The sequence below is a fragment of the Paramicrobacterium fandaimingii genome, assembly GCF_011751745.2.
Classification (GTDB): Bacteria; Actinomycetota; Actinomycetes; order Actinomycetales; family Microbacteriaceae; genus Paramicrobacterium; species Paramicrobacterium fandaimingii.
On the sequence record NZ_CP061170.1, the window covers coordinates 343832 to 369623 of the forward strand.

Below are 25792 nucleotides of genomic sequence, written 5' to 3' on the forward strand. Positions count from 1 at the left end.
TATTGTTGTGAACCGGGATCGTCAATAGTCCCGTGAGCTATTGATCAGGCCGCGGACGAGGGCGTCGAGACCTGCGCGGTAATCGATGGACTGACGTGCATCGATCCAATGGGAAGCGGCCCCGTGAAGAAGAGGATGCTGCTCGGCCGAGGCCTGGACCAATGCGGCGTCCTGCACAAGCTCCCTATGCGCGACGGCGCGAGTCTCATCGGTGCGCTTCCCGATCACAAGAGTGCCGATCGTGTAGCGCCACACCGTGAGATAAGCGTCGGCCGCCCTCTCGACGTCGAGCCCGAGCTCGACGAACTTCTCCATGATCCGCTCGAGCACGTCGCGAATAGTCGGAGCCGTGAAGTCGCCGCGCGAGATGACTTCGACAACCCACGGTCGTGCGGCAAGCTCGAGATACAGCCATTCGAAAATGTCGCATACCTGCGTCTGCGCGTCACCGGCCGGTGCAGGCATGTCGAGTGTCGCTACCTCACGGTCGAGCACGGCGACGATCAGCTCGTCGCGATTGCGCACATGCCGGTATAGCGCCATCGTCGATACCCCGAGGTCGGTGGCGATCGCTTTCATTGTGAGCGCTGCGTCTCCACCCTCGCGCAGACGTGTGGCGGCAGCATCCACAATTTCGTCTCGTGTGATGCGCGCGGGGCGTCCTCGCGGTCGCGGAGCAGAACTGCTGTCGGTCACCCCTCAAGTGTTTCATCATTGCCCGGCTCTATCGGGCGAGCCACTATGTGTCAGCGTCGAGAGCGGCTGCGGAGAACTGCTCGGCCTTTTGGCGTAGGCGTTGGAGCAGCTCGGGTGGCCCGTCGACGGTGTAGGGCAGGTGAGGTGGTATCCAGGTGAGTCCAGAGACGAAGGCGTCAATGCTTTCGGCCTCGACGGGCAGAATCGTTGTGTTGTCACCGGAGGCGACTGCATCGCGCGCCCACCACCCCAGCTCCTGGGTGACAATGGCAAGAGGCGCGGAAATGCGCAGTGTTGTCGAGAGTGACGTCGATCTGAAGCGCACGGAGTCTCGCACCAGCTGCTCCGACTCGCGCTCGTCGAGCGGTCGCGGATCGAATCTCACGCGCGTCTGAAACAGGTTGGCGATTCGGTCGACACGGAAGGTGCGCCAGGCGTCGCGATCGCGATCCCAGGCGAGCAGATACCAACGCCGCGCGAGAGGCACGAGGCGGTGAGGTTCGGCTGATCGGGCGGACGTGCGGCCCGTGGCATCCGTGTAATCGAATCGAACGCGCTCGCTGTCACGGCAGCATAGGGCAAGCAGGCCGAGGAGTTCTGCGGCGACCGGGGGACCCTGCTCTGGTGACGTCGTGGCGTGCGACTGCAGCGCTTCCACCCTTCGCCGCAGGTCGGCCGGGAGCACCTGCTCGATCTTTGCGAGTGCGCTCACTGTTGTGTGCTCGGCGCCCTGGAGGCCCGCGGTTGCCTGCGACCGCAGTCCGATGGCGATCGCGACTCCTTCGTCATCGCTCAGCAGCAGGGGCGGCAACCCGGTTCCCGCCTCGAGGCGGTAGCCGCCGATGGCTCCTCGCGTTGCGTCGATGCCGTACCCAAGGTCCCTGAGGCGCTCGACATCGCGGCGGAGCGTGCGACCGCTCACTCCGAGCCGCTCCGCGAGTTCGTGTGCGGACCAGTGCCGATGGCTCTGCAGAAGAGAAAGCAGCTCGAGGGTGCGCGATGTTGTTTCGGCCATATCTCCATTGTGCGCTCAATCAGGACAAGAAGTGTCCTATTAGGAAAGCATCCTTGTCATCATGAGCACAGAGACAATGATCACCGCACGCGGACTCCGTAAGACCTTCACGGCGAAGGGAGGCCCCGTCGACGCCGTGCGAGGCATCGACCTCGACGTCGATTCGGGCGAGCTCGTCGCCTTTCTCGGGCCAAACGGAGCGGGCAAGTCCACGACACTCCGCATGCTGACGACGCTTCTGCCGCCAACGTCAGGCGAAGCCCAGGTCGCAGGCTATTCGATCGCGCGCGAGCCAGGGGAGGTGCGTCGACACATTGGCTACGTCGGCCAGCGTTCGTCGGCATCGAACAGTCAGCGCGTGCGTGACGAGCTGCGCAGTCAGGGTGCCTTTTACGGGCTCGGCCGTCACGAGACGCGCGATCTGGTGGAGGACCTGCTCGACTCACTTGAGCTCGCTTCTGTGGCAACGAGGCAGATTCAATCGCTCTCGGGCGGGCAGCGTCGTCGGCTGGATATCGCACTTGGCATCATCCATTCCCCTGCCCTGCTGTTTCTCGATGAGCCATCCACGGGGCTCGACCCGCACAGCAGGGCGAACCTGTGGCAGCACATCCTCGAGCTGAGGGAGCGCACAGGCACCACGATCTTCCTGACGACGCACTACCTCGACGAAGCCGACCAGCTCGCCGAGCGCGTCATGGTAATGGACAACGGTGAGATCATCGCCGACGGCACAGCAACTGAACTCAAGCACGAGCTCGCGGGAGACACCGTGACTGTGGGGTTCCGCACTGTCGATGATGCACACGCGGCCGCGGCTCGGGTTGACGGTGTTCAGAATGGCACCGAGGTAACGATCGCGAGTGATGCCGGAGAGCGCGCTGTGCCTCAGCTGCTGAGGCAGCTTGACTCGGCAAGCATCCTCGCTGTGAGTGCGGAATATCGCCGCCCCACTCTCGACGACGTCTTTCTCTCACTCACCGGTCGGAGTCTTCGCGAAGAGGGCGCCGCCCACAGCAAGGCTCCGGATGCCACGTCACAGACTGCCGTGCCGACTCCGTAACTCGGCACACCGTTCCATCGAACAGAGCCATCACACCATCACACAGATCCACGACACAGGGGAGACCTCATGTCCACAATGATTTCAACTCAGGAGCACGTCATCGCTTCGAAACTGACGGGGTTCGTCAGCGATGTCGCGAACGTTCTGTCGCGAGAACTGCGGCCAACGCTGCGCGACCCGTTCAGCCTCATCTTCAGCCTTGTGCAGCCACTGTTCTTTCTCGGGCTCTTCGGACCGCTGCTTGCCGCAACCACAGACGCTCCCGTCTCGCAGACTCTGCAATGGTTCGTCCCGGGCATCCTCGTCATGGTCGCCCTGTTCGGTACCGGCGTGACGGGGTCGAACCTGCTTGACGACATCATGGTGGGCTCGCATGAACGTACGCTCGTCGCTCCGCTTTCTCGCAGCGCGCTGCTCATTGGGCGCGCGCTTAAAGAAGTGGCACCGCTCATGGCGCAGGGGCTTATCGTCGTGCTCGTCTCACTGCCGTTCGGGTTCACGATCAGCGTGCCGGGGCTGGTGATCGGCCTGCTGGTGCTCGCGGTGTTCGGCGTTGGGTTCGGCGCGCTGAGCTACAGTCTTGCGCTTGCCGTCGAGGGCCGCGAGTGGATGTTCTGGGTTGTGCATCAGACCGTGCTGTTTCCGCTGCTCATTCTGTCTGGCATGCTGCTGCCCATCGACGATGGCCCCGGCTGGATGAAAATCGCCGCGGCCGTCAATCCGATCGGTTACGTCGTGGAGGCAGAGCGCGCTCTCTTCGCTGGAGACCTGGCGTCGCCCGCGGTGCTGGGAGGCGTGATCGCGGCGCTCGCCATTGCGGTTGTCGGGCTCGTCGTTGGAACCCGGGGGATGCGTCGCGCCCGCTGACCACTCAGCCGGGCTCGGTGAGCAGCACAGTGCCGTCGTCGGCGACGCTCCAGAACGGGTTGTGCGCGATCTCCCACATGAGCCCATTGGGGTCGATGACGTGAGCGTGGAAGACTCCTCCGAACGCGCCGTCTTGTGGCGGCTTCGACACGGTGCCGCCCGCCGCTGCTAAGTGCGCAACGGTCGATTCGACGTCGCCGCGTGACGCCGTGTTGTGGGCGAGCGTGACACCGGCCACGACCGGAGCGGCGGGCAGACCGGCATCCTCGGCGAATTTCGCGGCATCGAAGAAGCTCAGAACCGTGCCGGCAGCCACCTGGTAGAAGATGATCTCGCCAGGCACATCGAGCAGCGATGCCCACGTCGCGCCGGCCTCATAGAACCGGCGGGTCGCATCGAGGTCGCGCGATGCGATTGTGATGAAATGCACGTTCTGCTCCATGCCCAGAGCGTAGCGCGTCCCATGACATCGCCAGATTCGGCTCGGTTACGGCGCTCGGTTCGAAAGCACGCAGAACTCGTTGCCTTCCGGGTCGAGAAGAACAACCCAGGGTTCGTTACCCGTCTGACCGACGTCGGCGTGCCTGGCGCCGTGTGCGAGCAGACGCTCGACCTCGGCATCCTGATCATCAGGGCGAAAGTCGAGGTGGAGTCGATTCTTCACCTGCTTCGCGCTGGGGTCGTTTCCAAACAGAAGGCCCGGAAGTCGGTCTTCGCTCGGTCGAATCTCTACGCCGTCTTCATCATCGACGATCACCCAGCCGAGGGCCTCAGCCCACCAGCGACCCAGCATCTGAGGGTCACGAGTGTCAACGATGACCTGTTCCCATTCCAATGTCATGCGGCAAGGATAGTTGTGCGACGCCTCAACGTCACGTTCGGAGGCGAGGCTGAGCCTTGTCGAACGGCGACAGCCGATCGGTGCCGTTTGAGGGCATCCCGCTAGTCTCGCGTGATGCACATGATTCTGCGCACAATGCTGGTTCTCTCTCGCGCTCGTCGTGGCGTGCGTCGCAAGGGTGCCGTCGACCCCTACTCGGTTGGCCGCTTGGCGTTACGCGTACTGCCGAGCGATCTCGACATCTTGAACCATGTGAACAACGGCGTGTACTTCTCGCTCTTCGATCTGGGTCGCTTCGATCTGCTGATGCGCAGCGGCCTCTGGACGTCGATAACCGAACGCGGCTGGTATCCCGTTGTGGCGAGTGAGACCATCACCTTTCGCAAGTCGCTCACGCTCTGGCAGCGCTTCACCGTCGAGACCCGCATTCTCGGCTTTGACGACAGGGCATTCTATCTGGAGCACCGCGCTGTGGTGAAGGGCGAGATCTACACGCAGGCCTTCATCCGGGCACGTTTTCTCAAGAAGTCAGGCGGAACGGTCTCGGTCACCGAGTTGCTTGACGCGATTGGGCACGACAACGACCGCGATCTCACCGTGCCGAAGTGGCTCGTGCGATGGGGAAAGGACGCCGTCTTGCCGTCGACGCGGCAGCCGGCCCCGAGCGTCTGGGAGTGATGCAGGCGGCCCGTGCGTCAGTGAAGGCCGTGCACGCGATGGGCGGGATCAACGCGCCCGCGAACCGCGCTCAACTGCGACGCGTCGTCTGGAGTCCAAGCGAGATCTGCCAGCTCGTCGAGGGGTGTCTCGCCGAGAAAATTCACGGGAGTCTGGGCAGCGATCTGGGGAGCGATGGTTTCCAAGAACGACGCTGCTGCTGAGGCGAAGACCTCGTCTTGTGCAAATGGCGAGATGCCGAGCGCGCTGAATAGGTACTCGCCATCACGACCTCCGGCAGCAGTGTCCGGAGCGACACGAGTGCTGCCGATATGGCGAAGTTCGGCGGCGGTGAGCGGTGTCGAGGCCTGGGTGCCGAATGCCGAAATGAACGACTCGATGGTGTCGTCGTCGAGCGCGGTAACTGAGTGGCCCTGCGACCAGGCGTGCATGGGTGACGGATCTTCCGGATCATTGTGGATGTTGCCGACGTCAACGAGAGCCATCGGTCCAACCTCGTCAGACATCGCTGGTGCCGCGTCGCGGAGCGGTGCGACGATGGCCTCTCCCTCGGCTTCGGCCTCGAGAATGGCGACGCGAATGCTCAGGACAGTTGTGCCGCGCATGGGCGGAGGAACTTGCTCGACATCGGGAAACCGCATGATGGCAGCCGAGCTGGTGACGGTGTCTGGCACGTCGTGCGTCCAGTGCGACCACGCGCGCAGCACATCGTCGACGTACTCGGCGGCGAACGTGAGGCTGCCTGCGTAAAGCTCTGGAATCTCGGCGAGCTCGATCGTCACCTCGGTGACGACGCCAAAACCTGACTTCCCACCGCGAAGTGCCCAGAACAAGTCGGCGTTCTCGGTATCGGATGCTGTGACCAGCTCGCCCGCTCCCGTGACGATGCGCATGCTGCGCACCCAATCTGAGCCGAAGCCGAGGCTGCGAGAGAGCGGTCCGACCCCTCCGCCGAGCAGAAAGCCGACAACGCCCACCCCCGGTGCCGACCCCGTGATCGGAGCAAGCCCGTGTGGTGCGGCAGCGTCGACGACGGGGCGCCAGCGCAGGCCGGCGCCGATGGACGCCGTGCGCAAACTCGGATCAATGCGAAGCCCGTCGAGCCGTCGTGTCGAGATGAGCAAACCGTCGGTGATCGTTTCATGGGTTCCATGGCCGGTGGCTTGCACGTGAATCGTGAGGTCGTGTGTGTCGGCGAAGCGCACGGCTTCGATGACGTCTGCTTCGGTCTCGACAGCGACGGCAATGTCGGGTGAATGTTCGAGAAAGAGAAACTGCCCACGTGTTTCGTCGGCCAGTTGTGGGTCGTCCCGAAGTACGACGCCTCCCGAGATGCGGTCGGAGAGCGCAGCAGCATCCTGCAAAAACTGAGAAGAAGTCATATCTGGGAGCGTAGGGGCAGTCTCCGACATGGCCGCGGATCCTCAGCAGATGCGAAGAATTCCACGACGCAGTGGAGCACGTGAGCTGAAATGTGGGGGTCCTTTCTCGGGCGGCATCGAGTACGTGGGCAACGCTCAGAGCCCGATCAACGTTGACTACTCGGTGCGGTCTATCCGGCTTCGGCTTCTTCATGCATCAACGTCAGCACACACCGCCGACACCAATTCGAAGAAAGCACATATGTGGATAGCCAGCATTCAAACAGATGTACCCCCATAAACTGTGGATGACTTCCACAAAATTTTGGGTCGCTGAAGGGAGTGATCGTGCGGATTCTACGGGGCAGGGGAGCGCTGGGGGAGGAATGTCTGGGGCCACACGTAGGGTGCTTGCATGACGATCATTCAGTCTGAGTCACGTGACATCGATGCGCGGGGATCACTGCCTGTGCTGCGCACCGTTGCCGATGCGCTCGGCGATGTGTCAGACGCCGATCACCGTGACGTGGAGCCCGTGTCGACGGTGTATCGTCCCCGGCATCCGCTCGACGTTCGAGAGACGCTCTCGATGCTTGCACGCGGGGCAGACGGGCCCTGCTATCGCGGCACCGCAGACGGCGCCTGGGCGACGTTCCGTTCGCCCAAGGGGCCAGCGACGCTGCGCATCAGCGCGCGCGGTGACGACGTGCATGCCACGGCCTGGGGCGAGGGCGCGGCATGGGCGATCGATGGCTTGCCTCAGCTGCTTGGCTCCGACGACGACTGGAGCGACCTCGATGTTTCGTCGAGCCCGCTGCTCACCGAGGTGCTGCGGCGCAACCCGGGTGTTCGGCTTGGCCGCAATCGGCGCGTGTTCGAGATGCTCGTGCCCTCGATCATCGAGCAGAAGGTGACGTGTACAGAGGCATGGCGTTCGTGGCGCCTGCTCGTGCGCAGACACGGCACACCGGCGCCGGGCCCGGTACCCGAGGGAATGTGGGTTGCACCGGATGCTTCGGCCTGGCGACGCATTCCGAGCTGGGAGTGGCACGCGGTCGGCGTCGGGCCGCAGCGCGCGCAGACGGTCGTGCGCACGAGCCGCGTCGCCGATGCGCTCGAACGTACACTCGGCGAGAGTGCGGCGACAGCATCCACTCGCCTGCAGAGCCTTCCGGGCATCGGCGCCTGGACGGCCGCCGAGGTGACAGCACGCTCACATGGTGACCCGGATGCCGTCAGCGTCGGCGATTTTCACCTCGCTGCCTCGGTGGGCAGCGCCCTCGTGGGCGAGCCCGTCGACGACGACGCCATGCTCGAACTGCTCGAGCCCTGGGCCGGCCAACGGCAACGGGTGCTGAGGCTCATCGCGCTCAGCGGCATCCGAAAACCTCGACGTGGTCCGCGCATCACGCGGCAAGATCACCGCTGGCACTGAGCCTGGGCTGAGCGTTCGGCGCGGCTAGCGCTCTCGGCGCCGCACGAGGCGCTCGTGGCCGCTCTCTTCGAGCTCGGTGATGTTGTCGCGCGACTTCAGAAAGTCGTTGAACGAACGGTAGCCGAGTGCCTTTTCGCTGAATGACGGATCCATGCGGCGCATGTGCGTCTTCACCGCAGAGGTGTGCAGCCACTCGTCTGCCCCGCTTTTGTCATGGCCGAGTCTGAGCGCGCGTTCGAGCAGCCGTGTTGCGCCGTCTTGATCATCGGGATCGGCCGAGTCATCGGTTGCGCTGACGGCGTCTTGCTGCTCCTCGGGCCGATCGGCTGGCGTCGACGCCTTCGTCTTGCGCGACGCCTTGGCCTTCGGCGCCGGCGCTTCGACCGGCGTCACACCAGCCAGCGACTCGTACGACTCGAACTCGTCGCACGCCGCCGCCAGCGATCTCGCGGTTGAACCGGCAACGCCGACACCCACAACGTAGCGCCCGAGCCGTTTGCAGCGCTGCGCGAGCGGAACATAGTCAGAATCGCCGCCGACGATCACGACGTGCGTGAGGTCGGGCAGTCGGAACATGTCTTCAACGGCGTCGACAGCAAGGCGAATGTCCGCGCCGTTCTTCGCGTAGGCCGCGGCAGGGAAGAGCTGCACGAGATCGACAGCGCGCGCGACAAGCTGCGACCGATACTCGGCGTTGACGCGCGACGACCAGTCGGCGTACGCACGGGTCAGCACGAGGGTGCCAAAGGATGCCGCGAAGTCGATGATCGCGCCGACTTCGATCATTGCCTGGTTCAGCCGTTCGATGACGATCGGGTCATCGGGATTGTCTGTGATCTTCTGACGATCTTTCCCGTAGGAATTGCGCCCGTGCACTCGGTCGTACCAAGAGATCACGATGTTGTCGAAATCGAGATAGACGGCGACGCGGGGGTCTTGAGCTTCAACCATGGTGCTCCTCTGCGGGTTCGTGCCTTCTGCGGTTCAGTCTCGCACGGTTCAGAACTCGTCTCCCGCCGCGTGCCGAATGATCTCCACAAGCTCGTCTGGCCTTTCGAGCGGAACGATATGGCCGCTCGACGGCAGCAGCTCTGCGTGCAGTTCGTTCGCGATGGGCTCGAGCTGACGCCGCGTCGCATCGCCAACGACCGAACCGCCGACGGTCGTCACGGGAACGGTGAGACGCGCATTTTCCGCGAGACGAGCGATCTGACGGTTTGTCTGCGGCATCGAACGGTAGTACTCAAATCCGCAGCGCAGCGAATTCTCGTCTGCGTAGCTGTCGAGGATCGCCGATCGCGTTCTCTCATCGAACGCGTCTGCAGACGTGACGCCAGCTCGAAGGAAGAAGTCGATGTACTCGCGTTCGTGACCGGCAAGCACGCGCTCGGCGAAGCCGGGAATGGCGTGGAATGCAAACCACCACGGCGGCCCGTTCGCGAGAAAGTCCTCGGCGCCCGGCAGGGTGCCAACGAGCGCTTCGCTCAGAATCAGATGCGAGACGCGACCAGGATGCTCCATGGCAAGGGTGAATGCCGGCGGCACCCCAGCATCGATGGCAACGACCATCGCGGTGTCGATGTCGGCAGCGTCAAGCACGGCACGAAGATCTGCGGCGACTGACTGGGCGTCGTAGCCGCACTCGGCTCGCTCGCTGCGGCCGAGGCCGCGAAGATCGGGCGCGATGACGTGATGACGCGCGCTGAGCGTCGACATCACCGGCATCCACATCTGCCACGTGTGCGGAAACCCGTGCACGAAGAGAATGGGTGACCCAACGCCCGCTGTGGCCACATTGAGTCTCACTCCATTTGCCGTGACAGCCGATTCAGTGATGCCTTCCCAGATGTCTGTTGTTGGTGCGAGTGCCATATCTCTCCTCAGTAACCGATGGTAAGTTCCTCAGCGTAGGGATGTTCATTACTAAGCGGAAGGACGCACTTTGCCCCCACATGGTGACCGGCAGGTAACCGATGGTGCCGCCCGGCGCGGAGATCTTTTCGATCCTCTCTGTCCAACGAGAGTCGTGCTTGATCGAATCGGCGACAAATGGACATCGATGGCGATCAAGAGCCTTGCCGAGCAGGCTCCGAACGAGCTGCGGTTTTCTGAGATGCAGCGGGCTCTCGTCGGCATCTCAGCGAAGGTTCTTTCGCAGACGCTGCGGAACCTCGAGCACGATGGTCTCGTCGAGCGGCGCATCGAAGCGACGCGACCCCCCAGCGTGTATTACTCTCTGACGGCACTCGGACTCTCGCTCGATGGCCCTCTTGCAGCGGTGCGGGAATGGGCGGAGGCCAATGTCGCACGTATTGAGGCGGCACATGCTCAAAGCGGATCAGCCTGACCCCTTGACAAAATCACCTACATATCAATAGTCGTTTGCCGCTATGGCCTCGGAATCGCCGGGGTGGAAGCGTCGCAGGTGCACGTGACGGGCGAAGCGAATGAGGGGACGGATGAGCATCTCGACGCTGCCGATCACGAAGAGCCACGTTGCCGCATACGACGTTGCCTCTGAGAAGAAGAGGAAGCTTCCGATGATGAACCAGAGCCCGATGAGAATGTCGTTGAGAATGCTGAGCGTTTCATAACGCTTGCGGATGACGAGTTCCTCGCGGCCGAGGTGCAGCACGAGCATCCCCGATTGCTCGGCGGGTGAAGGAGACATCGATTTCCTCTCGTCGCGTGATTCCAACGTACGCCCGTCCTTTCGTCGCGGTTAATCTGAGATTCTTGAGAGTGTGAGTTCTGATTCTGGCGCGCCCCGCAAACCGCGCCTCGGCCGCGACGTCTACGTTCTGGGCGTCGTGGCGTTCTTCGTCATGGTGGGGTTCGGCGTCGTGGTTCCCGTGCTTCCCGTGTTTGTGCGCAGCTTCGACGTGGGTTATCTCGAAGTCGGTGCCGTCGTGTCGGCATTCGCATTCATGCGCCTGATCGCGAGTCCATTCTGCGGCTGGCTGATCAAACGTGGCGGAGAACGCACGATTCTCGCGATCGGCATCGGCATCGTCGCCGTGTCGAGCGCGCTTGTCGGCCTCGCCCAGACCTACGTCGAGGTGCTCATTCTGCGCGGCGCGGGTGGCATCGGCTCGGCAATGTTCTCGGTGTCGGCAATGACGCTGCTGCTCGGCTCAACTCCGCTGTCGCTGCGCGGTCGCGCCGTCGGCTTCTATCAGGGCGGCTTTCTCATCGGCGGCATGGCTGGGCCCGCTCTCGGAGGCCTGCTCGCACTCGTCTCGCTGCGCGCTCCGTTCTTCTTCTACGCCGGAACACTGGCGATCGCCGGGCTCGTCGGACTGTTCATGCTGCACCGCACCGAAACAACCGAAACCGGGTCGACCGCAATCGTCAAGCCCTTCCGCGAGGTGGCGAGGGACGTGCGGTATCAGGCGGCGTGTCTGGCGAACTTCACGCAGGGCTGGGCCGGACTCGGCGTGCGCAGCGCGCTCGTTCCTGTGCTCGTCGTCGAGATGCTGCACCACGATCCGGCCTGGACGGGCATCGCGTTCGCGATTGCCGCGGTTGTGCAGACGCTGACGCTTGCACCGGCCGGCACCTTCGTCGACAAGGTCGGGCGGAGGCCCGCGATCATCGGTGCGTATCTGCTGGCGGCAGCATCCCTCGTCGTCATGCCCTTTGTCGGCGAATTGTGGATGCTCATCGTGCTTCTCGCCCTCTACGGCGTGGCATCGGCGTTTACCGGAACGGCCCCAGCGGCATCCGTCGGCGACGCGGCCGGGGCACGCAGCGGAACACCCGTCGCTGTGTTCTCGATGTTCTCTGACCTCGGCGCAATCATTGGCCCTCTTGTTGCCGGTGTTCTCGTCGATGCAATTTCGTATGGTGCAGCATTCGGGGTGGCCGCGGCCCTGCTGTTGGCAGCATCCCTTTTCGCCTTCAGGATGCCGCGGGGCTACCGCGCCGCCCGATCTGAGTGAATGGCGCGCTCCTCTCAGTGAGCAGGGCAGGGCAGGGCAGAGCAGGGCACACGGCGCAAGGGGCACGTCGGTGCTGTGTGCGATCATGCGGGTATGGTCATCACCGTGCTGCCAGCCACGAACTTCGACGACGTTGCGACACTTGTCGGGCCGAAGCGCCCCGGTGCGAACGTGTGCTTCTGCCTGAGCTACCGGCTCCCCGCCAAGGAACACACTCAGCTGCAGGGCCCCGAGAGGGCAGAGCGCGTTAGAGAACTGTGTGCGGAGACGCCGCCTCCTGGCGTGATCGCCTATGAGGACGGCGAGCCTGTCGGGTGGGCGGGCGTCCATCCGCGTGCGGACACGAGCTTCGCCCGCAATCGCAAGATTCCACACGTCGATGACGTCGATGTCTGGAGCATCTGGTGCGTGAGAATACGACCGGGGCATCGAAAGCAGGGTCTCGTGCATCCGCTGCTCGCTGGGGCCGTCGATTTCGCGCGCGAGAACGGAGCGCCGGCGGTCGAGGGTTACCCCGTCGACAACCACGGAGAAAAGGTTGATCTGACCATGGCCTACGTCGGGACCCGTGCGACGTTCGAGAAGGCAGGGTTCACGAAGGCGGCAGACACGACGTCGGTGCTTGCGGGGTTTCCGCGGGTGCTTATGCGCCTCGACCTTGGTTGAAGGGAGCGGGCGAGTTACTCGGCGTTCGCCTCTGCCGCGCGGCCGGCCGCGGCATCCGCTTGGTAAATGTCAGGCTCGAAGTAGAGCACTCGCGCGGCAGGAACGGCGTCGCGTACGCGGCGTTCGATCGCGTCGATCGCTGAGGCAACGCCCTCAAGCGTTGCCTCGCGCCCAAAGCCCAGCTTCGCCGCGACAAGCAACTCGTCTGGACCAAGGTAGAGCGTCTTGATGTGGATGAGCTTCTCGATCTCACCGCCCGACGTGACGGCGGCCACGATGCGCCCGTAATCTTCGACCGTCGCCCCTTCGCCGACAAGAAGACTCTTCGTCTCGATTCCGAGAATCACAGCGACGACCACGAGAAGCGTGCCGATGAACAGCGTGCCGATCGCATCGAAGACCGAGTTGCCTGTGATGACCGTGAGGCCGACTCCGCAGAGGGCAAACACGAGACCGAGCAGCGCGGCGACGTCTTCGAGCAGCACCACCGGCAGCTCTGGCGCCTTTGCGCGGCGCACAAACTGCGCCCACGAGCGGTCGCCGCGCACCCGGTTTGACTCTTTCACCGCGGTGCGCAGCGAGAAGCTCTCGAGCACGATCGCGACGACGAGCACGAGAATCGGCAGCCACCACATGGTGAGTTCGTGCGGATGCTGCAGCTTGTTGATGCCCTCGTAGATGGAGAACACGCCACCGACGCTGAACAGGATTATCGCAACGACGAACGCATACACGTAGCGCTCGCGGCCGTAGCCGAACGGATGCTCGCGGTCGGCGGTCTTGCGCGCCTTGCGCCCGCCGAGAAGCAGAAGCAGCTGGTTGCCGGAGTCCGCGAGGGAGTGCACTCCCTCGGCGAGCATCGACGCCGAGCCCGAGAACGCCCACGCAACAAATTTGGTGATGGCGATGCCCAGATTCGCGGAGAATGCCGCGATGATTGCCTTGTTTCCGCCTGATGCGCTCACGTTGCTCCTCGTTCCGGTGGCACGATCTTACCGGCAGCAAGGCTCAGGGCGAGGCGAGAGCAATCTGAGATCGAAGCGGATGCTGCTGCGCGACGTCGAGCAGCGCAGCGACGCCGTCGATGGGCTCGCTGTGCAGCGGCTCCTGAACGGCACCGCCGAGACCCCGCGCGTGAAGAGCGTGTTCGAGGTGCTCTCGAAAGTACGCGGACTTCGTCGGAAGGGCGCCGACGGCGCTGACGCGCGTCTGGGTGCCCTCGCTCCACCCCGCCCGCACGAGCGCAGACCGAGCGGAGTGCGCGAGCTCGCGTGCCGCCGAGCGCACGATGTCGGCCGCGACCGCGTCGCCTCGTTGCGCAGCTTCGACGGTGGTGCGGCAGAACGCGGCGATGCGAGAAACGCGCCTCGGGTCGGCTTGCAACACCATGTAAAGCTCGTCGAGCGGCCCGAACGTCTGCTCGGCGGCATCCGTCAGTGTTGTCGTCTCGCCGCGGCCGTCGAATGCGCGCATCACCGCGGCGAGGCCCGCCCGCCCGATCCAGTACCCGCTGCCGGCATCGCCGATCAGGTTGCCCCAGCCATCAACCTTCGCGACGCCGACGTCTGTGACGGCGAGTACGACGACGCCCGTTCCGATGGCGAGCATGACGCCGGTATCCGTGCCGTTTGCGGCGAGGTAGCCGCTGATTGAGTCGTGTGCAACGGCCACGCGCTGAACGCCGATCGGCTGCAGACCCTGAAGCACTCGTTCCGGCGTGGTCGCTGCGGGCGTCAACCCCGAGACGCCGATGGCGACCTCGGCGCATGTCGCGCCGTTCTCGGCGGCAAACTCGCGCGCACGGTCGGCCATCTGGTCGAGCACCGGTCGATCGGTGAGAACACCGGGGGCTGATGCCGTCAGCACGGCGCCCGCGCCTGTCGTCCCGCGCAGCCGAACTCCGGACTGACCGCCGTCGATGCAGAGTCGTGTGATGTGATTCATGTGTGCTTTCGAGTCTGGAGTTTGAGGACTGGGGTTGTGGGTCACGCCAGGGTGATGGAGGCAAGCGAGCGGGGGGAAAGGCGGTCTTGAAGCACGAGCGTTGCGGCGCCGAGTGCTGCGGCATCCGTGCCATTCACCGACATGCGCACGTCGACAGTCTGTACGGCTCTGGCAAAGGCGCGCTCACCAAGGCGCTGCGCAATCGTGCGTGCGTACAGGCTGCCGATTGTCTGAAATGCGCTACCCGCCAGCACGACAAGCTGCACGTCAATGAGATTCACCATCGAGACGATGCCGGCGGCGAGATACTCGGCCGAGCGGGCGAAAATGGCGGATGCTGTCGCGTCGCCGTTGAGGGCCAGATCCGCGATTCGATCGAAGTCTGCGGTGATCCGACCGGTGAACTCCATATCGAGTTCGCCGTGTTCAACTGCTTCGTGAGCGGCGTCGATCACGGCCTGCGGGCCCGCGTAGAGCTCAACGCAGCCGACGTTCCCGCAGGCGCAGGTGGGACCCATGGCATCCACTGTGATGTGCCCGAGCTCCCCGACGTTCGCCTGCTTGCCGTGATAGATCGTTCCGTCAATCACAATGCCGACACCGATTCCGGCGCCCATGTACACAGAGGCGTACGTGTTGTAACCGCCCGTTGCCCCAAGCCAGAACTCCCCGATGGCGGCCGCGGTGGCATCGTTGTCGAATGTGCAGGTGAAGCCTGTTGCCTCGGACAGCGTTGCGGCGAGGGGAAACCCCGTCCATGCCCCGAGAGCTGGAGCTCCCATGATCGCGCCCGCATCACGATCAAGCGGCCCAGGGGTCGCAATGCCGACTCCGACAATGGCGCCGCGGTCGACATCAAGACCGTCAAGCAGCTGCTCGATGTCTTCGGCCATACGCGTGATGGCCGATTCTGGCTCTGAATCGCCGACGCCGGCAACACGCAGGCGGCCGACGACTGTTCCCGCTAGGTCGGCGACGATGTATGTGGTGTAGTCGCGACCGATGTGCAGGCCGATACCCAGTCGCGCCGCAGGATTGATCTCAAGGCTCGTGCGCGGCTTTCCGCCTGTGGACTCCCCGCGCCCGGTTTCGGAGACAAGCCCATCACGCAGCAGTTCGCGCACCGAGGTTGAGATCGTTGCCTGTGTGAGCCCGGTCATCTCGGCGAGCTCGACGCGGCTGATGGGCCCCGTTGTTCGAATCAGGTCGAGAATCTTTCCGCGTGACGATCCGCGGCGGCGGGGAGGAGGTGGCACAATGACAACAGTAACTTACCTTGCTTTATAAAGCCACTGAAGTAAGTGGCAAGAGACCACCAATGTCTCATATCTGGAAACAGTCTACTCCACGAGCCCCCGGCTGAGTCCGCGAAGTTAGTTGCAGCATGTAACATAGTCCACACCAACTGACTCTGCACGAAAGGCGTCACATGACACAGCTGTCCACTGAGACCCTCCCCTTCGACGTGACGACGACCGAGGCTGTGCATCTGCGAGCGGGAGGCGTGAGTCTCGTTGTTGATATTGCCCACGGAGCGATGCCGTCGATCGTGCACTGGGGATCGGACCTTGGACCTCTGAGCGACCTCGAGCTGCGTGAGCTGATCGTCGCGACCGCGCCACGGCGCGACAACTCTGTTGATGTGCCCGTTCGTGTCGGCGTCGTGCCTGAGGCGAGCTCTGGTTGGCTGGGCGCCCCTGGCCTGCAGGGCCATCGCTCTGATGGCACGGCGTGGTCCCCGAAGTTCTCCGAAACCGAGCATGAGGTGCAGGGGGCAACTCTCATCAGTCGCGGCCACGATGACCAGGCCGGGCTCGATCTCACCGTCGAACTCGAACTCACCGCGTCTGGGCTCCTCCGTGCCCGGGCTGACGTGGTAAATGCTGGGGAATCCGATTATTTCGTCGATCGCCTTGTCGTCACGCTCCCCGTTGCGCCCGTCGCCCGCGAGATTCTCGACCAAACAGGGCGCTGGGCAAAAGAGCGCATTCCACAACGTCGTGACATCACCGCCGGTGCCCATCTGCGGGAATCGCGGCGCGGCCGTACGGGTGCCGACGCAGCGACGGTTCTCATCGCCGGCGAACGCGGATTCAGTTTTCAGAATGGCGAAGTGTGGGGACTTCACGTCGGATGGAGCGGAAACCACGTTTCGTACGTCGAGCGTCATAACAACGGACTCACGCTTCTCGGAGGAGGTGAACTCCTGCTGCCGGGCGAGGTCGCGCTCGGAGCAGGTGAGCAGTATTCGACGCCGTGGGTCTACGGTGCTCATGGCATCGGGCTCGACGAGCAGGCTCAGCGCTTTCATTCCTACCTGCGCTCTCGGAAGCAGCATCCCTCATCTGTTCGCCCTGTCACACTCAATGTGTGGGAGGCCGTGTACTTCGACCACAGGCTCGACACGCTCCTTGAGCTTGCTCAACGCGCCTCCGACGTGGGAATTGAACGGTATGTGCTCGACGACGGCTGGTTCCGCCACCGTCGGCGAGACAACGCGGGGCTCGGTGATTGGTTCGTCGACGAGGATGTGTGGCCTGACGGGTTGGCCCCGCTCGTCGATCGAGTGCGTGAACTCGGAATGCAATTTGGCCTGTGGTTTGAACCCGAGATGGTCAACCTCGATTCTGACCTCGCGCGAGCGCATCCGGACTGGATTCTGCAGACGGGTGGACGGCTGCCTCCAGAAGCCCGGACACAGCAGGTGCTCAATGTCGCGATCCCCGAAGCCTACGAGTATCTTCTTGACCGCATCTCGCGTCTCGTCGACGAATACTCGATCGACTACATCAAGTGGGATCACAACCGCGACCTGATCGAGCCAGGAGCAGCCCAGCGCGGCGGTGCGGCGGGAACGCACGAGCAAACTCATGCCGTCTATCAGCTCTTGAGAGAACTCAAACGGCGACACCCCGACCTGGAGATCGAGTCGTGCTCGTCTGGCGGTGCGCGCGTCGATCTCGGAATTCTCGAGGTCACAGACAGGGTGTGGGCGAGCGACTGCATCGATCCGCTTGAGCGGCAGCACATCCAGCGATGGACAGCTCAGCTGCTTCCGCCTGAGCTCGTTGGCTGCCACATTTCCGGGCCGCGTTCTCATACGACGTCGCGCACGCACGATCTCTCGTTCCGCGCGACGACGGCGCTCTTCGGGCATTTTGGCGTCGAGTGGAACATTGCCGAGGCGTCGGAACGCGAGCGTGCGGAGCTTGCTGAATGGATCTTGCTGCACAAGCGGTTCAGGCACCTGATTCACACCGGGAGAGTTGTGCGCCCTGACGTTCCGGATGACGAGGTGACCGTGTCGGGAGTCATCGCCGCCGATGGCTCCGAGGCCCTGTTTGACATCGCGATGCTGGGCCGCCCGGCATCGTGGCCGCCGAGTGCGGTGCGGCTCCCAGGGCTCGATCCAACGCGGCAGTACCGCGTGATGGCAATCGGGCCGGACGCGCCCACAGCGGTGGATGGGGCGACTCCTGCCTGGCAGCGACCGGACGGCATCGTCTTGAGCGGACGCGTGCTTGGACGCGTCGGAATCCAGATACCGCCGTTGAAACCCGAGCACGCAGCGCTTGCGCACCTCGTCGCCGTGTAGTCATGCCGACGCTGTCTAGCCGTGCCAGCACAGCTTAGGCGTGCTGGCACAGTACCGTCGTGGTGCATTCTCTGCTATGAGATGAGCGCTTTGATTGCGAGCACGGCCCCTGCTCGGGCCCACTCAGAGAAGTCAAAGGGCTGCACGTCGAGGTCAACGTGACGGGCGAGATCGGCGTCGACGTCGAGGTTTCTCGAGAGCGCGTCGTGCACTTTTTCTGCGGCGAGCTCGTAAATGGCGAGGCCATCTCCGCTGAGGATGACTTTGGCTGGGTCGATGATGTTGATGGCGTGCGCGATGAGAGCGCCGAGCGCGGTTCCGGCATCCTCAAACGCTCGCAGCGCAGCACGGTCGCCCGATCTCGCGCGTTCGAGCGCGCCATCGTAATCGAGCGGCGCGCCGCCGAGCGACGTAACGATTGCGTCATTGACGAGGTAGCTCGAGGCGCAGCCGCGATGACCCCGTGCGCAAATCGGGCCGCCCGAGTCGACAATGACGTGGCTGATTCTGCCGGCTCGCCCGTGTGCTCCCGAGACGAGCTCGTTATGCACGACAAGTCCGCAGCCAATGCCAGCGCCGACGGTGATGAGCGCCATCGACTCGAGTCCGGCCCCGGCCCCAAACCAGTGCTCGGCGGCAGTGAGGGCAAGCACGTCGTTCTGCACAACACACGCAACGCCTGTCGCCTCACGGATGAGCGATCCCAGCCGAACGCCGTCCCAGCCGAGAAATGCCGAATGCATGACGACAGGCTCGCCCTCGTCATCGACGATGTCGCCAGCGAGGCAGACACCGATTGCGGTGAGTTTCGGGTAGCTCTTCTCTGCCCGCAACGTCATCGCGGCGATCTGCGAAACGACGTCGGAAACCTCGGCGGTATTCAGCGGCTCATCTGCAGAGAACAGAACGTTGGCGCCGAGGTCGGTGACGACGGCGAAGAGCCGGTCTCCCGTGAGCTTGATGCCCAAGAACCGAAATGTCTCGGTCTCGAGCCGAAGCATCTCCGACGGCCGCCCCGTCGTCGAGCGTCGCTCAATGGCGGCCTCGGTCAGCAGCTGCTCGTTCACGAGCGTGCGCGTCGCCCGCGTCAGCGTTGCCCGCGACAGTTTGAGCCGCCGTGCAATCTCTGCGCGAGGCAGAGAACCCTGCACGAGAACTTCGCGGAGCACCACGCGTTCAGCGCGGGCGAGGCTGGGCCACTGAAGTGGCATGCGGTCTCCTGTCGATTGATGGTGATCCGACTTTACCCTCTTGACGGACATAGTTTCATTATGTAACTATTGTCCGCATCACCCCCAAACAGTTGAGCTGGCACTTCTGCATTGCAGATTGAGCGGCCTTCTCAAACGACGCATCGAAGGAGATGCACCATGCGTACTTCCAAGCTTGCGGCGCCCGTCGCACTTGCTATCGCGGCGCTTGCCCTTTCGGGATGCTCCGCCGGCTCCGAGGCAGACACATCCGATGGCCCGATCACACTCGAGTACTGGGCCTGGGGCACCTCGCAGAAGCCACTCGTCGACAGGTGGAACGAGACTCACCCAGACATTCAGGTGAAGCACACAGACGCGGGCGGCGGATCTGATTCATCCGCAAAGCTCGTGACCGCGACCAGGGCAGACAATGCGCCCGATGTGGCGCTTGTCGAGTACAACACGCTCCCCGCCATGATCGTTGCGGGTGTCGCCACAGACATCAGCGAATACGTCGGGGACGTCTCAGACAAGTTCGCGCCGGGTGTGTGGAGCCAGGCGTCGTTTGATGGCGCGACCTACGGTGTGCCGCAGGATGCCGGCCCGCAGGCGCTGACCTACAACAAAGCACGGTTCGATGAGCTCGGCATCGAGGTGCCGAAGACGTGGGCCGATTTCGCTGACGCTGCAGAGAAGGTGCACGAGGCGGACCCCGAGACGTACATCACAACCTTCGCGCCGGCCGAGTTCGGCGGTTTCGCCGGCTTTGCGCAGCAGGCCGGAGCAGAGTGGTGGTCTGTCGATGGAGATGCCTGGACCGTCGACTTCGATGGCGAGGCTTCGGTTGCCGTCGCAGATTACTGGCAGGACTTGATCGATCGTGACCTTGTTCTGGCCGAGCCGCTGCTCACCCCGGAGTGGAACGCGAATTTGAACGATGGAAAGATTCTTTCGTGGCCAGCAGGGCTCTGGGCTGCGGGTGTGCTCAGCGGCGTCGCCGGAGACATGGCCGGTGATTGGGCGATGGCTCCGTTGCCTCAGTGGACTGCGGGTGACGCATCCGTCGCATTCCAGGGCGGTTCCGCCGCTGTCGTCACGACGTCGTCGAAGCACGCCGAGGCGGCAACGGAGTTCGCTACGTGGATGGAGACGTCGGAGGATGCCCTCAAGATTCAGATTGCCGAGGGTCAATATCCCGCTTCTCTCCCCGGCCAAGAGCTCACCCTCGAGAGCGATCCGCCAGCGTTCATGCCGCAGCAGGAGGACTACTGGGAGGTCGCGGCCGAGATCGCTGCGAATACAATCCCTGAGATCAGCTGGGGACCGAACGTGAATGTGGCATCGACGGCGTTCCAAGATGCGATGGCGGCGGCCGTCACCAACGGTACTCCGCTGCGTGACGCATTGACGAAAACAGAGAAGGTCGTCGTGGACGACATGGAGTCGGCGGGCTTCGAGGTCACAGCCAAATAGCGGTGCGGATGCTGGTGGGTCTCCCACCAGCATCCCTCTCTTGGGAAATCGAGGAGAACTATGAGCATCGACACTCTCGCACGGACATCCCGTGCCAAACGTAAAATCTCGGCCCGCCGCTGGTTGGTGCCGTATGTGTTCCTGTCACCGGCAGGTCTGCTCTTCGTGGTCTTTCTGGCCATTCCCATCATCTATGCGATCTATCTGAGCTTCCGCGGGATGCATGTCAGCGGGGGAGGCCCGTTCGGCGTGCGTGAGGAGACGTGGGTCGGATTCGAAAACTACATCAGAACGTTCACCGACGCCGAGTTTTTCGCCGGATTCGGGCGGCTGGCGATCTACGGTGTCATCGCCGTACCGGTGACGCTCGGCCTCGCGCTTCTTTTCGCGCTGCTTCTCGATCTTCCACGGGTTCGCGCAGCGCGATTCTCCCGAATCGCAATCTTCGTTCCCTACGCGGTTCCCGGGGTCATTGCTTCATTGCTGTGGGGGTTCCTCTATCTTCCCTCGACGAGCCCGTTGAACTGGATCCTGAATCAATTGGGCTTTGCCGATCTTGAGGTTCTGACGGGGGGAGCGCTGTTCCCGGCTGTTGCCAACATCGCCATCTGGAGTGGTGTCGGGTTTAACATGATCATCATCTACACGTCGCTCCGCGGCATCCCGAACGAGCTCCACGAGGCAGCGCGGATCGACGGTGCGAGTGAGTGGCAGATCGCCTGGCGCATAAAGATCCCCCTCGTGGCGCCAGCGCTCGTGCTCACGGGACTGTTCTCACTCATCGGCACACTCCAGCTTTATGGTGAGCCGACGACCCTTCGGCCCATGACAAACGAGATCTCGCAGACGTGGGTTCCGTTGATGAAGATCACCCGTGATGCATTTGCTCGCGATGACCTCTCCCTTGCCGCCGCGTCTTCGGTTGTGCTCGCAATCGGAACTCTTGTTGTTTCGGTCGTGCTCCTCCGCATGACTCAGAAAAAAGCGTTCGGAGACGGTTCATGAGTATCAAGACAGAAGCGAGGCGTGCCGTGACAAATGCAGTGACAATCGCTCCGGATCGCGGAGAGAGCGGACGCTCCCGTCGCGCAGCACGCAGACCGCTCGTTGGATCAGCCGTGCTGATCTTCGGCGCGATCTACTGCCTGGTCCCCGTTCTCTGGGTGCTCGTCGCTTCGACGAAGTCGAACTCGGAGCTCTTCACCACCTTCACTTTCCTTCCCGGTACCGGGCTGGCAGAGAACTTCTCTGATCTCTTCTCATACGGTGGCGGCGTTTTCGGGCTTTGGGCGATGAACAGCCTGATCTTTGCCGGCTTCGGTGCGTTGCTCTCGACATTGATTTCGACGATGGCTGGCTATGCGCTGGCGAAGTTTCAGTTTCCTGGCCGCCAGGTCTGGTTTTACACGATCCTCGCCGGGGTGCTTCTGCCCGGCATCACTCTGGCGATTCCGCAGTACCTGCTGATGTCGAAGATCGGTCTCGCTGGCACGTATTGGTCAGTGTTGCTGCCGTGCCTTATTTCACCCTTCGGGATCTTTCTCGCCCGGGTCTACGCGGCGTCGGCGATTCCCTCGGAGATGATGGAAGCCGCGCGCATCGACGGCGCAGGCGACGCGAGGGTCTTCACATCAATCGCGCTTCCGATGATGGTGCCAGGAATGGTGACCATCTTCCTTCTGCAGTTCGTCGGAATCTGGAACAACTTTCTTCTGCCCTTCATCATGTTGTCTGACGAGGCGAAATACCCGCTGACCGTTGGGCTGTACACGCTGCTATCTAAAGGATCGGGTACTCCGTCGCTATACAGCCTCGCCATCATCGGCGCCGCTGTTTCGATCATCCCGCTTATCATCATGATGCTTGTGCTTCAGCGGTACTGGCGCCTCGACCTCGTGAGTGGAGGCCTCAAGGGATGACCGACATCACCGCGCGCCGCAGGGTTGGTGCCACCGGTCTCACCTCTGGTCCCGTGGTATTCGGCACGTCAGGCATCGGTCAGGGCGGCGATACCCAGAAGGCACTTTCGGCCTTGCGCGCTGCGGCAGAAGCGGGCCTGCGCGATTGGGACACGAGCAATGGCTATGGCCGGGCAGAGGAGTACGTCGGTCGGGTTCTTGTCGAGCTTCCTTCTGGCAGCATCCAAGTGTTCACCAAGGCCGATCCTCGAAACGGAAGCACCGATTTCTCTGGTGCCCGCGTGCGCGAATCGGTGAGGGAGTCGCGCGAGCGTCTCGGCCTTGACACGCTGCCTGTCGTTCATCTGCACGATCCGGAGCGCATCACGTTTGACGAGGCGATGGCCGACGACGGCCCGGTGCGCGCGCTCGTCGCGCTGCGCGACGAAGGCGTGGTCGGGCACATCGGCGTCGCCGGGGGGCCAGCAGGTCTGCTTGAGCGCTTCGTCGAGACAGGGGAGTTTGAACTGCTTGTCACCCACAATCGGTACACGCTGCTCGACAGGTCTGCCGACCGGCTTCTCGACGCCTGCGCTGAGCGGGGGATGGGCGTGTTCAATGCGGCTCCGTTTGGCGGAGGCGCGCTCACGACCGACGAAGGGCCGATCGGCACCTACCACTATCGACCGGTCAGCGAGGTGCAGAAGGAAGCGGTGCTGAGGATCCGCGAGATCGCCAGCGCCCGCAGCATCCCGGTTGGTGCGCTCGCTCTCGGTCTCAGCCTGCGCGATCCGCGCATAACCGGGACAATCGTCGGCTCGTCGTCGAGAGCGAACATTGAACGCGTCATCCGTTGGGCGTCGCAGTCGGTACCCCACGATGTCTGGCCCGAGCTTGATGACGCGCTTCCCGACCCGGCTCACCAGCTTGGCCCAGACGGGCGGTAATCATTCGACCGACATCGACGGGCAGGCTTTCTCACCGCCTGCCACACAACAGGAAAGCGACAGATGACACAGCATCCGTATAACCCCGGCCGCCTTCTCTTCGGCGGCGATTACAACCCCGAGCAATGGTCGAGGGATGTGTGGGTGGAAGACATCGCGCTCATGCGCCGCGCCGCGGTAAATACGGTGAGCCTCGGCATTTTCTCGTGGGCCCTGCTCGAACCTCGCGAGGGGGAATACGACGTCACCTGGCTCGACGACATCATCGCGTTGCTTCATGAAGCGGGCATCGGGTTCTTTCTCGCCACGCCCACGGCATCACCACCTCCGTGGTTCACACGTGCGTACCCTGACGCGCTGCCCGTGCGTGCGGATGGCACGAAGCTCAGCCATGGCTCGCGGGACACCTATGCGATCAGCGCTCCCGCCTATCGCGATGCGTCTCGGCGGATCGCGCGGTTCCTCGCCGACCGTTACGGCTCCCATCCCGGGCTTCGTGGATGGCATGTGCACAACGAGTACGGGACAATCGACTACGGCCCTCACGCGGCAGAGGCGTTCCGCCGCTGGCTCCGCAGGAAATACGACTCTCTCGACGCGCTCAATGCGGCGTGGGTGACGGCGTTCTGGTCGCAACACTACGACGAGTGGAACGACGTGCTGCCGCCGCGAGCGACTCAGTACCTTCACAATCCGGCACAGGCCGTCGACTTCAAGAGGTTCAACTCCGACGAGATGCTCGAGGCATATCTCGAGCAGAAGGCCGAGATCACGGCATCCGGATCAACCGCCCCCGTCACGACGAACTTCATGCTTCCCACGTGGAACCACCTGGAGCAATGGTCGTGGAGCGACGCGCAGGATGCCGTTTCAATCGACCACTATCTCGACGATCCTGGGATCGACGGAGAGACACATGTTGCCTACTGTGGAGACCTGACGAGATCGTGGGCCGGCGGTCCGTGGCTGCTGATGGAGCAGAACGCCATTGGTATCCGCATGGGCGACAGAACCTCTCTCAAAGAGCCAGATCAAACGATACGCAACTCTCTCGGGTACATCGCGCGCGGCTCGCAGAGCTCACTGTTCTTTCAATGGCGAGCTTCAGCCGGCGGCTCGGAGTTTTGGCATGGGGCTCTCGTTCCTCACGCGGGGGAGGCCTCTCGGGCGTTCGAGGCCGTTGTCGAACTCGGTGGCATCCTCGAGTCCATCTCGGAGGTTGTCGAGCCGCCCACAGACGGCAGAACGTTCGAGGCCGACGTGGCGATTCTGTGGGATGCCGAGGGGTGGTGGTCGACAGAGACTCCTCATCTGCCCAATGACGCCCTGTCGTATTCGGACGAGGTGCGAGCAACCCACCGGTCGCTCTGGCGGGCCGGCATCTCTGTCGACTTTGTGCGCGCAGGCGACGATCTGAGTCGCTATCGACTCGTGATCATTCCGAGCATGTTCGCGATGAGCGAGGCGGATGCCGCGTGGCTGACGTCGTACGTTCGCGCGGGCGGGCAGGTTGTCGTGCAATTCTTCTCGGGCATCGCCGACATGAATCAGCGTGTGATCACCGGGGGGTACCCTGGTGTGCTCCGTGAGCTGCTCGGTGTGCGTGCGGAGGAGATCAGACCGCTGCCCGATGGCGAAACTCTCGAACTCGGGGAGGAGCACTATAGCGAGCTGTGGTCTGAACGCGTGCAGCTCGACGGGGCGACATCGGTCGTCGATTACCGCGAGGGTGCCCTTGCTGGATTGCCTGCCATCACTCGCAACGATGTCGGCGCGGGGGCGGCGACCTACCTCTCGACACGCCTGACGCAGCGGTCGAGAGACCGGTTCTATGCGCGGCTCTGTGTCGACCTCGGCATCGAGCCGGTCGTTTCCGGCGCAGCGGACCTGGGCCTCGAAGCGGTGCGCCGGCGTGGGGCAGCGGCCGACTATCTGTTTCTGCTGCACCACGGCTCGGAGCGTGTCACCGTTTCCGGCGAAGGAGTTGACCTCGTGACAGGGGCCAGCGCCACCGGTCTGTCTCTCGAACCGGGCGGCGTCGCCGTCATCCGCGAATCGTCGCGTGAGTGGATGCTGGCGGCGGAGAATCCCTCGGGCGAATAACGCGTTGAACGATGCGCTCCGGCGCGATCATTTCGACGCTCCTTCGATTGACGACGGTCAAAAAGTTACTTGA

At 63.3% G+C, this 25792-nt stretch carries 25 protein-coding genes; 13 read left to right on the forward strand and 12 right to left on the reverse strand.

All coding sequences use genetic code 11. From position 1 onward, the window contains the following. Positions 1-21: 21 nt before the first annotated feature. Together HCR84_RS01730 and HCR84_RS01735 are read right to left on the reverse strand one after the other, a co-directional pair. Entirely contained in the window at positions 22-696 is a 675-nt protein-coding gene (locus HCR84_RS01730; RefSeq protein WP_166982670.1) for a TetR/AcrR family transcriptional regulator, read from the reverse strand. Positions 697-739: 43 nt separating this feature from the next. Beyond that, entirely contained in the window at positions 740-1711 is a 972-nt protein-coding gene (locus tag HCR84_RS01735) for a helix-turn-helix transcriptional regulator (RefSeq protein WP_166982668.1), read from the reverse strand. A 61-nt stretch (positions 1712-1772) separates the two neighbouring features. Between HCR84_RS01735 and HCR84_RS01740 the strand changes: the two genes are divergently transcribed. Together HCR84_RS01740 and HCR84_RS01745 are read left to right on the forward strand one after the other, a co-directional pair. Next, positions 1773-2774, forward strand: a complete 1002-nt coding sequence (locus HCR84_RS01740) for an ATP-binding cassette domain-containing protein (RefSeq protein WP_218043603.1) — start codon at positions 1773-1775, stop codon at positions 2772-2774. Between the two features lie 78 nt (positions 2775-2852). Further along, positions 2853-3644: an ABC transporter permease gene (locus HCR84_RS01745; protein ID WP_434063565.1), complete on the forward strand. Its 792-nt coding sequence runs from the start codon at positions 2853-2855 to the stop codon at positions 3642-3644. A 4-nt stretch (positions 3645-3648) separates the two neighbouring features. On the opposite strand, the gene HCR84_RS01750 is transcribed toward HCR84_RS01745, so the two are convergent. Both HCR84_RS01750 and HCR84_RS01755 read right to left on the reverse strand, forming a co-directional pair. Then, complete coding sequence (locus HCR84_RS01750) at positions 3649-4086, reverse strand: VOC family protein (protein WP_166982666.1); 438 nt, start codon at positions 4084-4086, stop codon at positions 3649-3651. 45 nt (positions 4087-4131) lie between these two features. Further along, on the reverse strand, positions 4132-4485 hold the full coding sequence (locus tag HCR84_RS01755; protein ID WP_166982664.1) for a VOC family protein: 354 nt from the start codon (positions 4483-4485) through the stop codon (positions 4132-4134). Positions 4486-4599: 114 nt separating this feature from the next. Between HCR84_RS01755 and HCR84_RS01760 the strand changes: the two genes are divergently transcribed. After that, positions 4600-5163: an acyl-CoA thioesterase gene (locus HCR84_RS01760; protein WP_166982662.1), complete on the forward strand. Its 564-nt coding sequence runs from the start codon at positions 4600-4602 to the stop codon at positions 5161-5163. A 17-nt stretch (positions 5164-5180) separates the two neighbouring features. Here the strand turns inward: HCR84_RS01760 and HCR84_RS01765 are convergent, their stop codons facing one another. Further along, entirely contained in the window at positions 5181-6545 is a 1365-nt protein-coding gene (locus tag HCR84_RS01765) for an FAD-binding oxidoreductase (RefSeq protein ID WP_166982660.1), read from the reverse strand. Between the two features lie 394 nt (positions 6546-6939). On the opposite strand from HCR84_RS01765, the gene HCR84_RS01770 reads away from it, so the two are divergent. Beyond that, entirely contained in the window at positions 6940-7959 is a 1020-nt protein-coding gene (locus tag HCR84_RS01770; RefSeq protein WP_244972547.1) for a DNA-3-methyladenine glycosylase family protein, read from the forward strand. A gap of 24 nt (positions 7960-7983) precedes the next feature. On the opposite strand, the gene HCR84_RS01775 is transcribed toward HCR84_RS01770, so the two are convergent. Continuing rightward, positions 7984-8910, reverse strand: coding sequence for an NYN domain-containing protein (locus tag HCR84_RS01775; protein ID WP_166982658.1), 927 nt, complete (start codon positions 8908-8910; stop codon positions 7984-7986). A gap of 48 nt (positions 8911-8958) precedes the next feature. Beyond that, a complete protein-coding gene (locus HCR84_RS01780) occupies positions 8959-9831 on the reverse strand; it encodes an alpha/beta fold hydrolase (RefSeq protein WP_166982656.1) in 873 nt (290 codons plus the stop codon). Between the two features lie 154 nt (positions 9832-9985). Between HCR84_RS01780 and HCR84_RS01785 the strand changes: the two genes are divergently transcribed. After that, the gene (locus HCR84_RS01785; protein WP_244972548.1) at positions 9986-10306 is read left to right on the forward strand and encodes a winged helix-turn-helix transcriptional regulator; all 321 of its coding nucleotides are present in this window, start codon (positions 9986-9988) and stop codon (positions 10304-10306) included. A gap of 24 nt (positions 10307-10330) precedes the next feature. On the opposite strand, the gene HCR84_RS01790 is transcribed toward HCR84_RS01785, so the two are convergent. Beyond that, positions 10331-10630, reverse strand: coding sequence for a YrhK family protein (locus HCR84_RS01790; protein WP_166982654.1), 300 nt, complete (start codon positions 10628-10630; stop codon positions 10331-10333). Positions 10631-10703: 73 nt separating this feature from the next. On the opposite strand from HCR84_RS01790, the gene HCR84_RS01795 reads away from it, so the two are divergent. After that, a complete protein-coding gene (locus HCR84_RS01795) occupies positions 10704-11900 on the forward strand; it encodes an MFS transporter (protein WP_235940899.1) in 1197 nt (398 codons plus the stop codon). A gap of 93 nt (positions 11901-11993) precedes the next feature. Beyond that, positions 11994-12566, forward strand: a complete 573-nt coding sequence (locus HCR84_RS01800; RefSeq protein WP_166982652.1) for a GNAT family N-acetyltransferase — start codon at positions 11994-11996, stop codon at positions 12564-12566. A 14-nt stretch (positions 12567-12580) separates the two neighbouring features. On the opposite strand, the gene HCR84_RS01805 is transcribed toward HCR84_RS01800, so the two are convergent. Genes HCR84_RS01805 through HCR84_RS01815 form a run of 3 tightly spaced genes read right to left on the reverse strand, consistent with a single transcriptional unit; the run spans position 12581 to position 15766 of the window. Then, complete coding sequence (locus HCR84_RS01805) at positions 12581-13531, reverse strand: cation diffusion facilitator family transporter (protein WP_166982650.1); 951 nt, start codon at positions 13529-13531, stop codon at positions 12581-12583. A gap of 43 nt (positions 13532-13574) precedes the next feature. Continuing rightward, the gene (locus HCR84_RS01810) at positions 13575-14510 is read right to left on the reverse strand and encodes an N-acetylglucosamine kinase (RefSeq protein WP_166982648.1); all 936 of its coding nucleotides are present in this window, start codon (positions 14508-14510) and stop codon (positions 13575-13577) included. Positions 14511-14551: 41 nt separating this feature from the next. Then, positions 14552-15766, reverse strand: a complete 1215-nt coding sequence (locus HCR84_RS01815; RefSeq protein WP_166982646.1) for an ROK family transcriptional regulator — start codon at positions 15764-15766, stop codon at positions 14552-14554. Positions 15767-15939: 173 nt separating this feature from the next. On the opposite strand from HCR84_RS01815, the gene HCR84_RS01820 reads away from it, so the two are divergent. Then, positions 15940-18105 (forward strand): alpha-galactosidase, encoded by a 2166-nt coding sequence (locus tag HCR84_RS01820; RefSeq protein WP_166982644.1) that lies wholly within the window; start codon positions 15940-15942, stop codon positions 18103-18105. Positions 18106-18179: 74 nt separating this feature from the next. Here the strand turns inward: HCR84_RS01820 and HCR84_RS01825 are convergent, their stop codons facing one another. Beyond that, on the reverse strand, positions 18180-19316 hold the full coding sequence (locus HCR84_RS01825) for an ROK family transcriptional regulator (RefSeq protein WP_218043605.1): 1137 nt from the start codon (positions 19314-19316) through the stop codon (positions 18180-18182). Positions 19317-19475: 159 nt separating this feature from the next. On the opposite strand from HCR84_RS01825, the gene HCR84_RS01830 reads away from it, so the two are divergent. The 5 genes from HCR84_RS01830 (at position 19476) to HCR84_RS01850 (ending at position 25719) form a co-directional block, all read left to right on the forward strand. Beyond that, entirely contained in the window at positions 19476-20771 is a 1296-nt protein-coding gene (locus HCR84_RS01830; RefSeq protein ID WP_166982643.1) for an ABC transporter substrate-binding protein, read from the forward strand. A gap of 60 nt (positions 20772-20831) precedes the next feature. Continuing rightward, complete coding sequence (locus HCR84_RS01835) at positions 20832-21776, forward strand: carbohydrate ABC transporter permease (protein WP_166982641.1); 945 nt, start codon at positions 20832-20834, stop codon at positions 21774-21776. Next, a complete protein-coding gene (locus HCR84_RS01840; protein WP_166982639.1) occupies positions 21773-22690 on the forward strand; it encodes a carbohydrate ABC transporter permease in 918 nt (305 codons plus the stop codon). The genes HCR84_RS01835 and HCR84_RS01840 overlap by 4 nt, the downstream gene beginning before the upstream one ends. Then, a complete protein-coding gene (locus tag HCR84_RS01845; RefSeq protein WP_166982637.1) occupies positions 22687-23616 on the forward strand; it encodes an aldo/keto reductase in 930 nt (309 codons plus the stop codon). The genes HCR84_RS01840 and HCR84_RS01845 overlap by 4 nt, the downstream gene beginning before the upstream one ends. Before the next feature lie 63 nt (positions 23617-23679). After that, positions 23680-25719: a beta-galactosidase gene (locus HCR84_RS01850; RefSeq protein WP_166982635.1), complete on the forward strand. Its 2040-nt coding sequence runs from the start codon at positions 23680-23682 to the stop codon at positions 25717-25719. Positions 25720-25792: the final 73 nt, after the last annotated feature.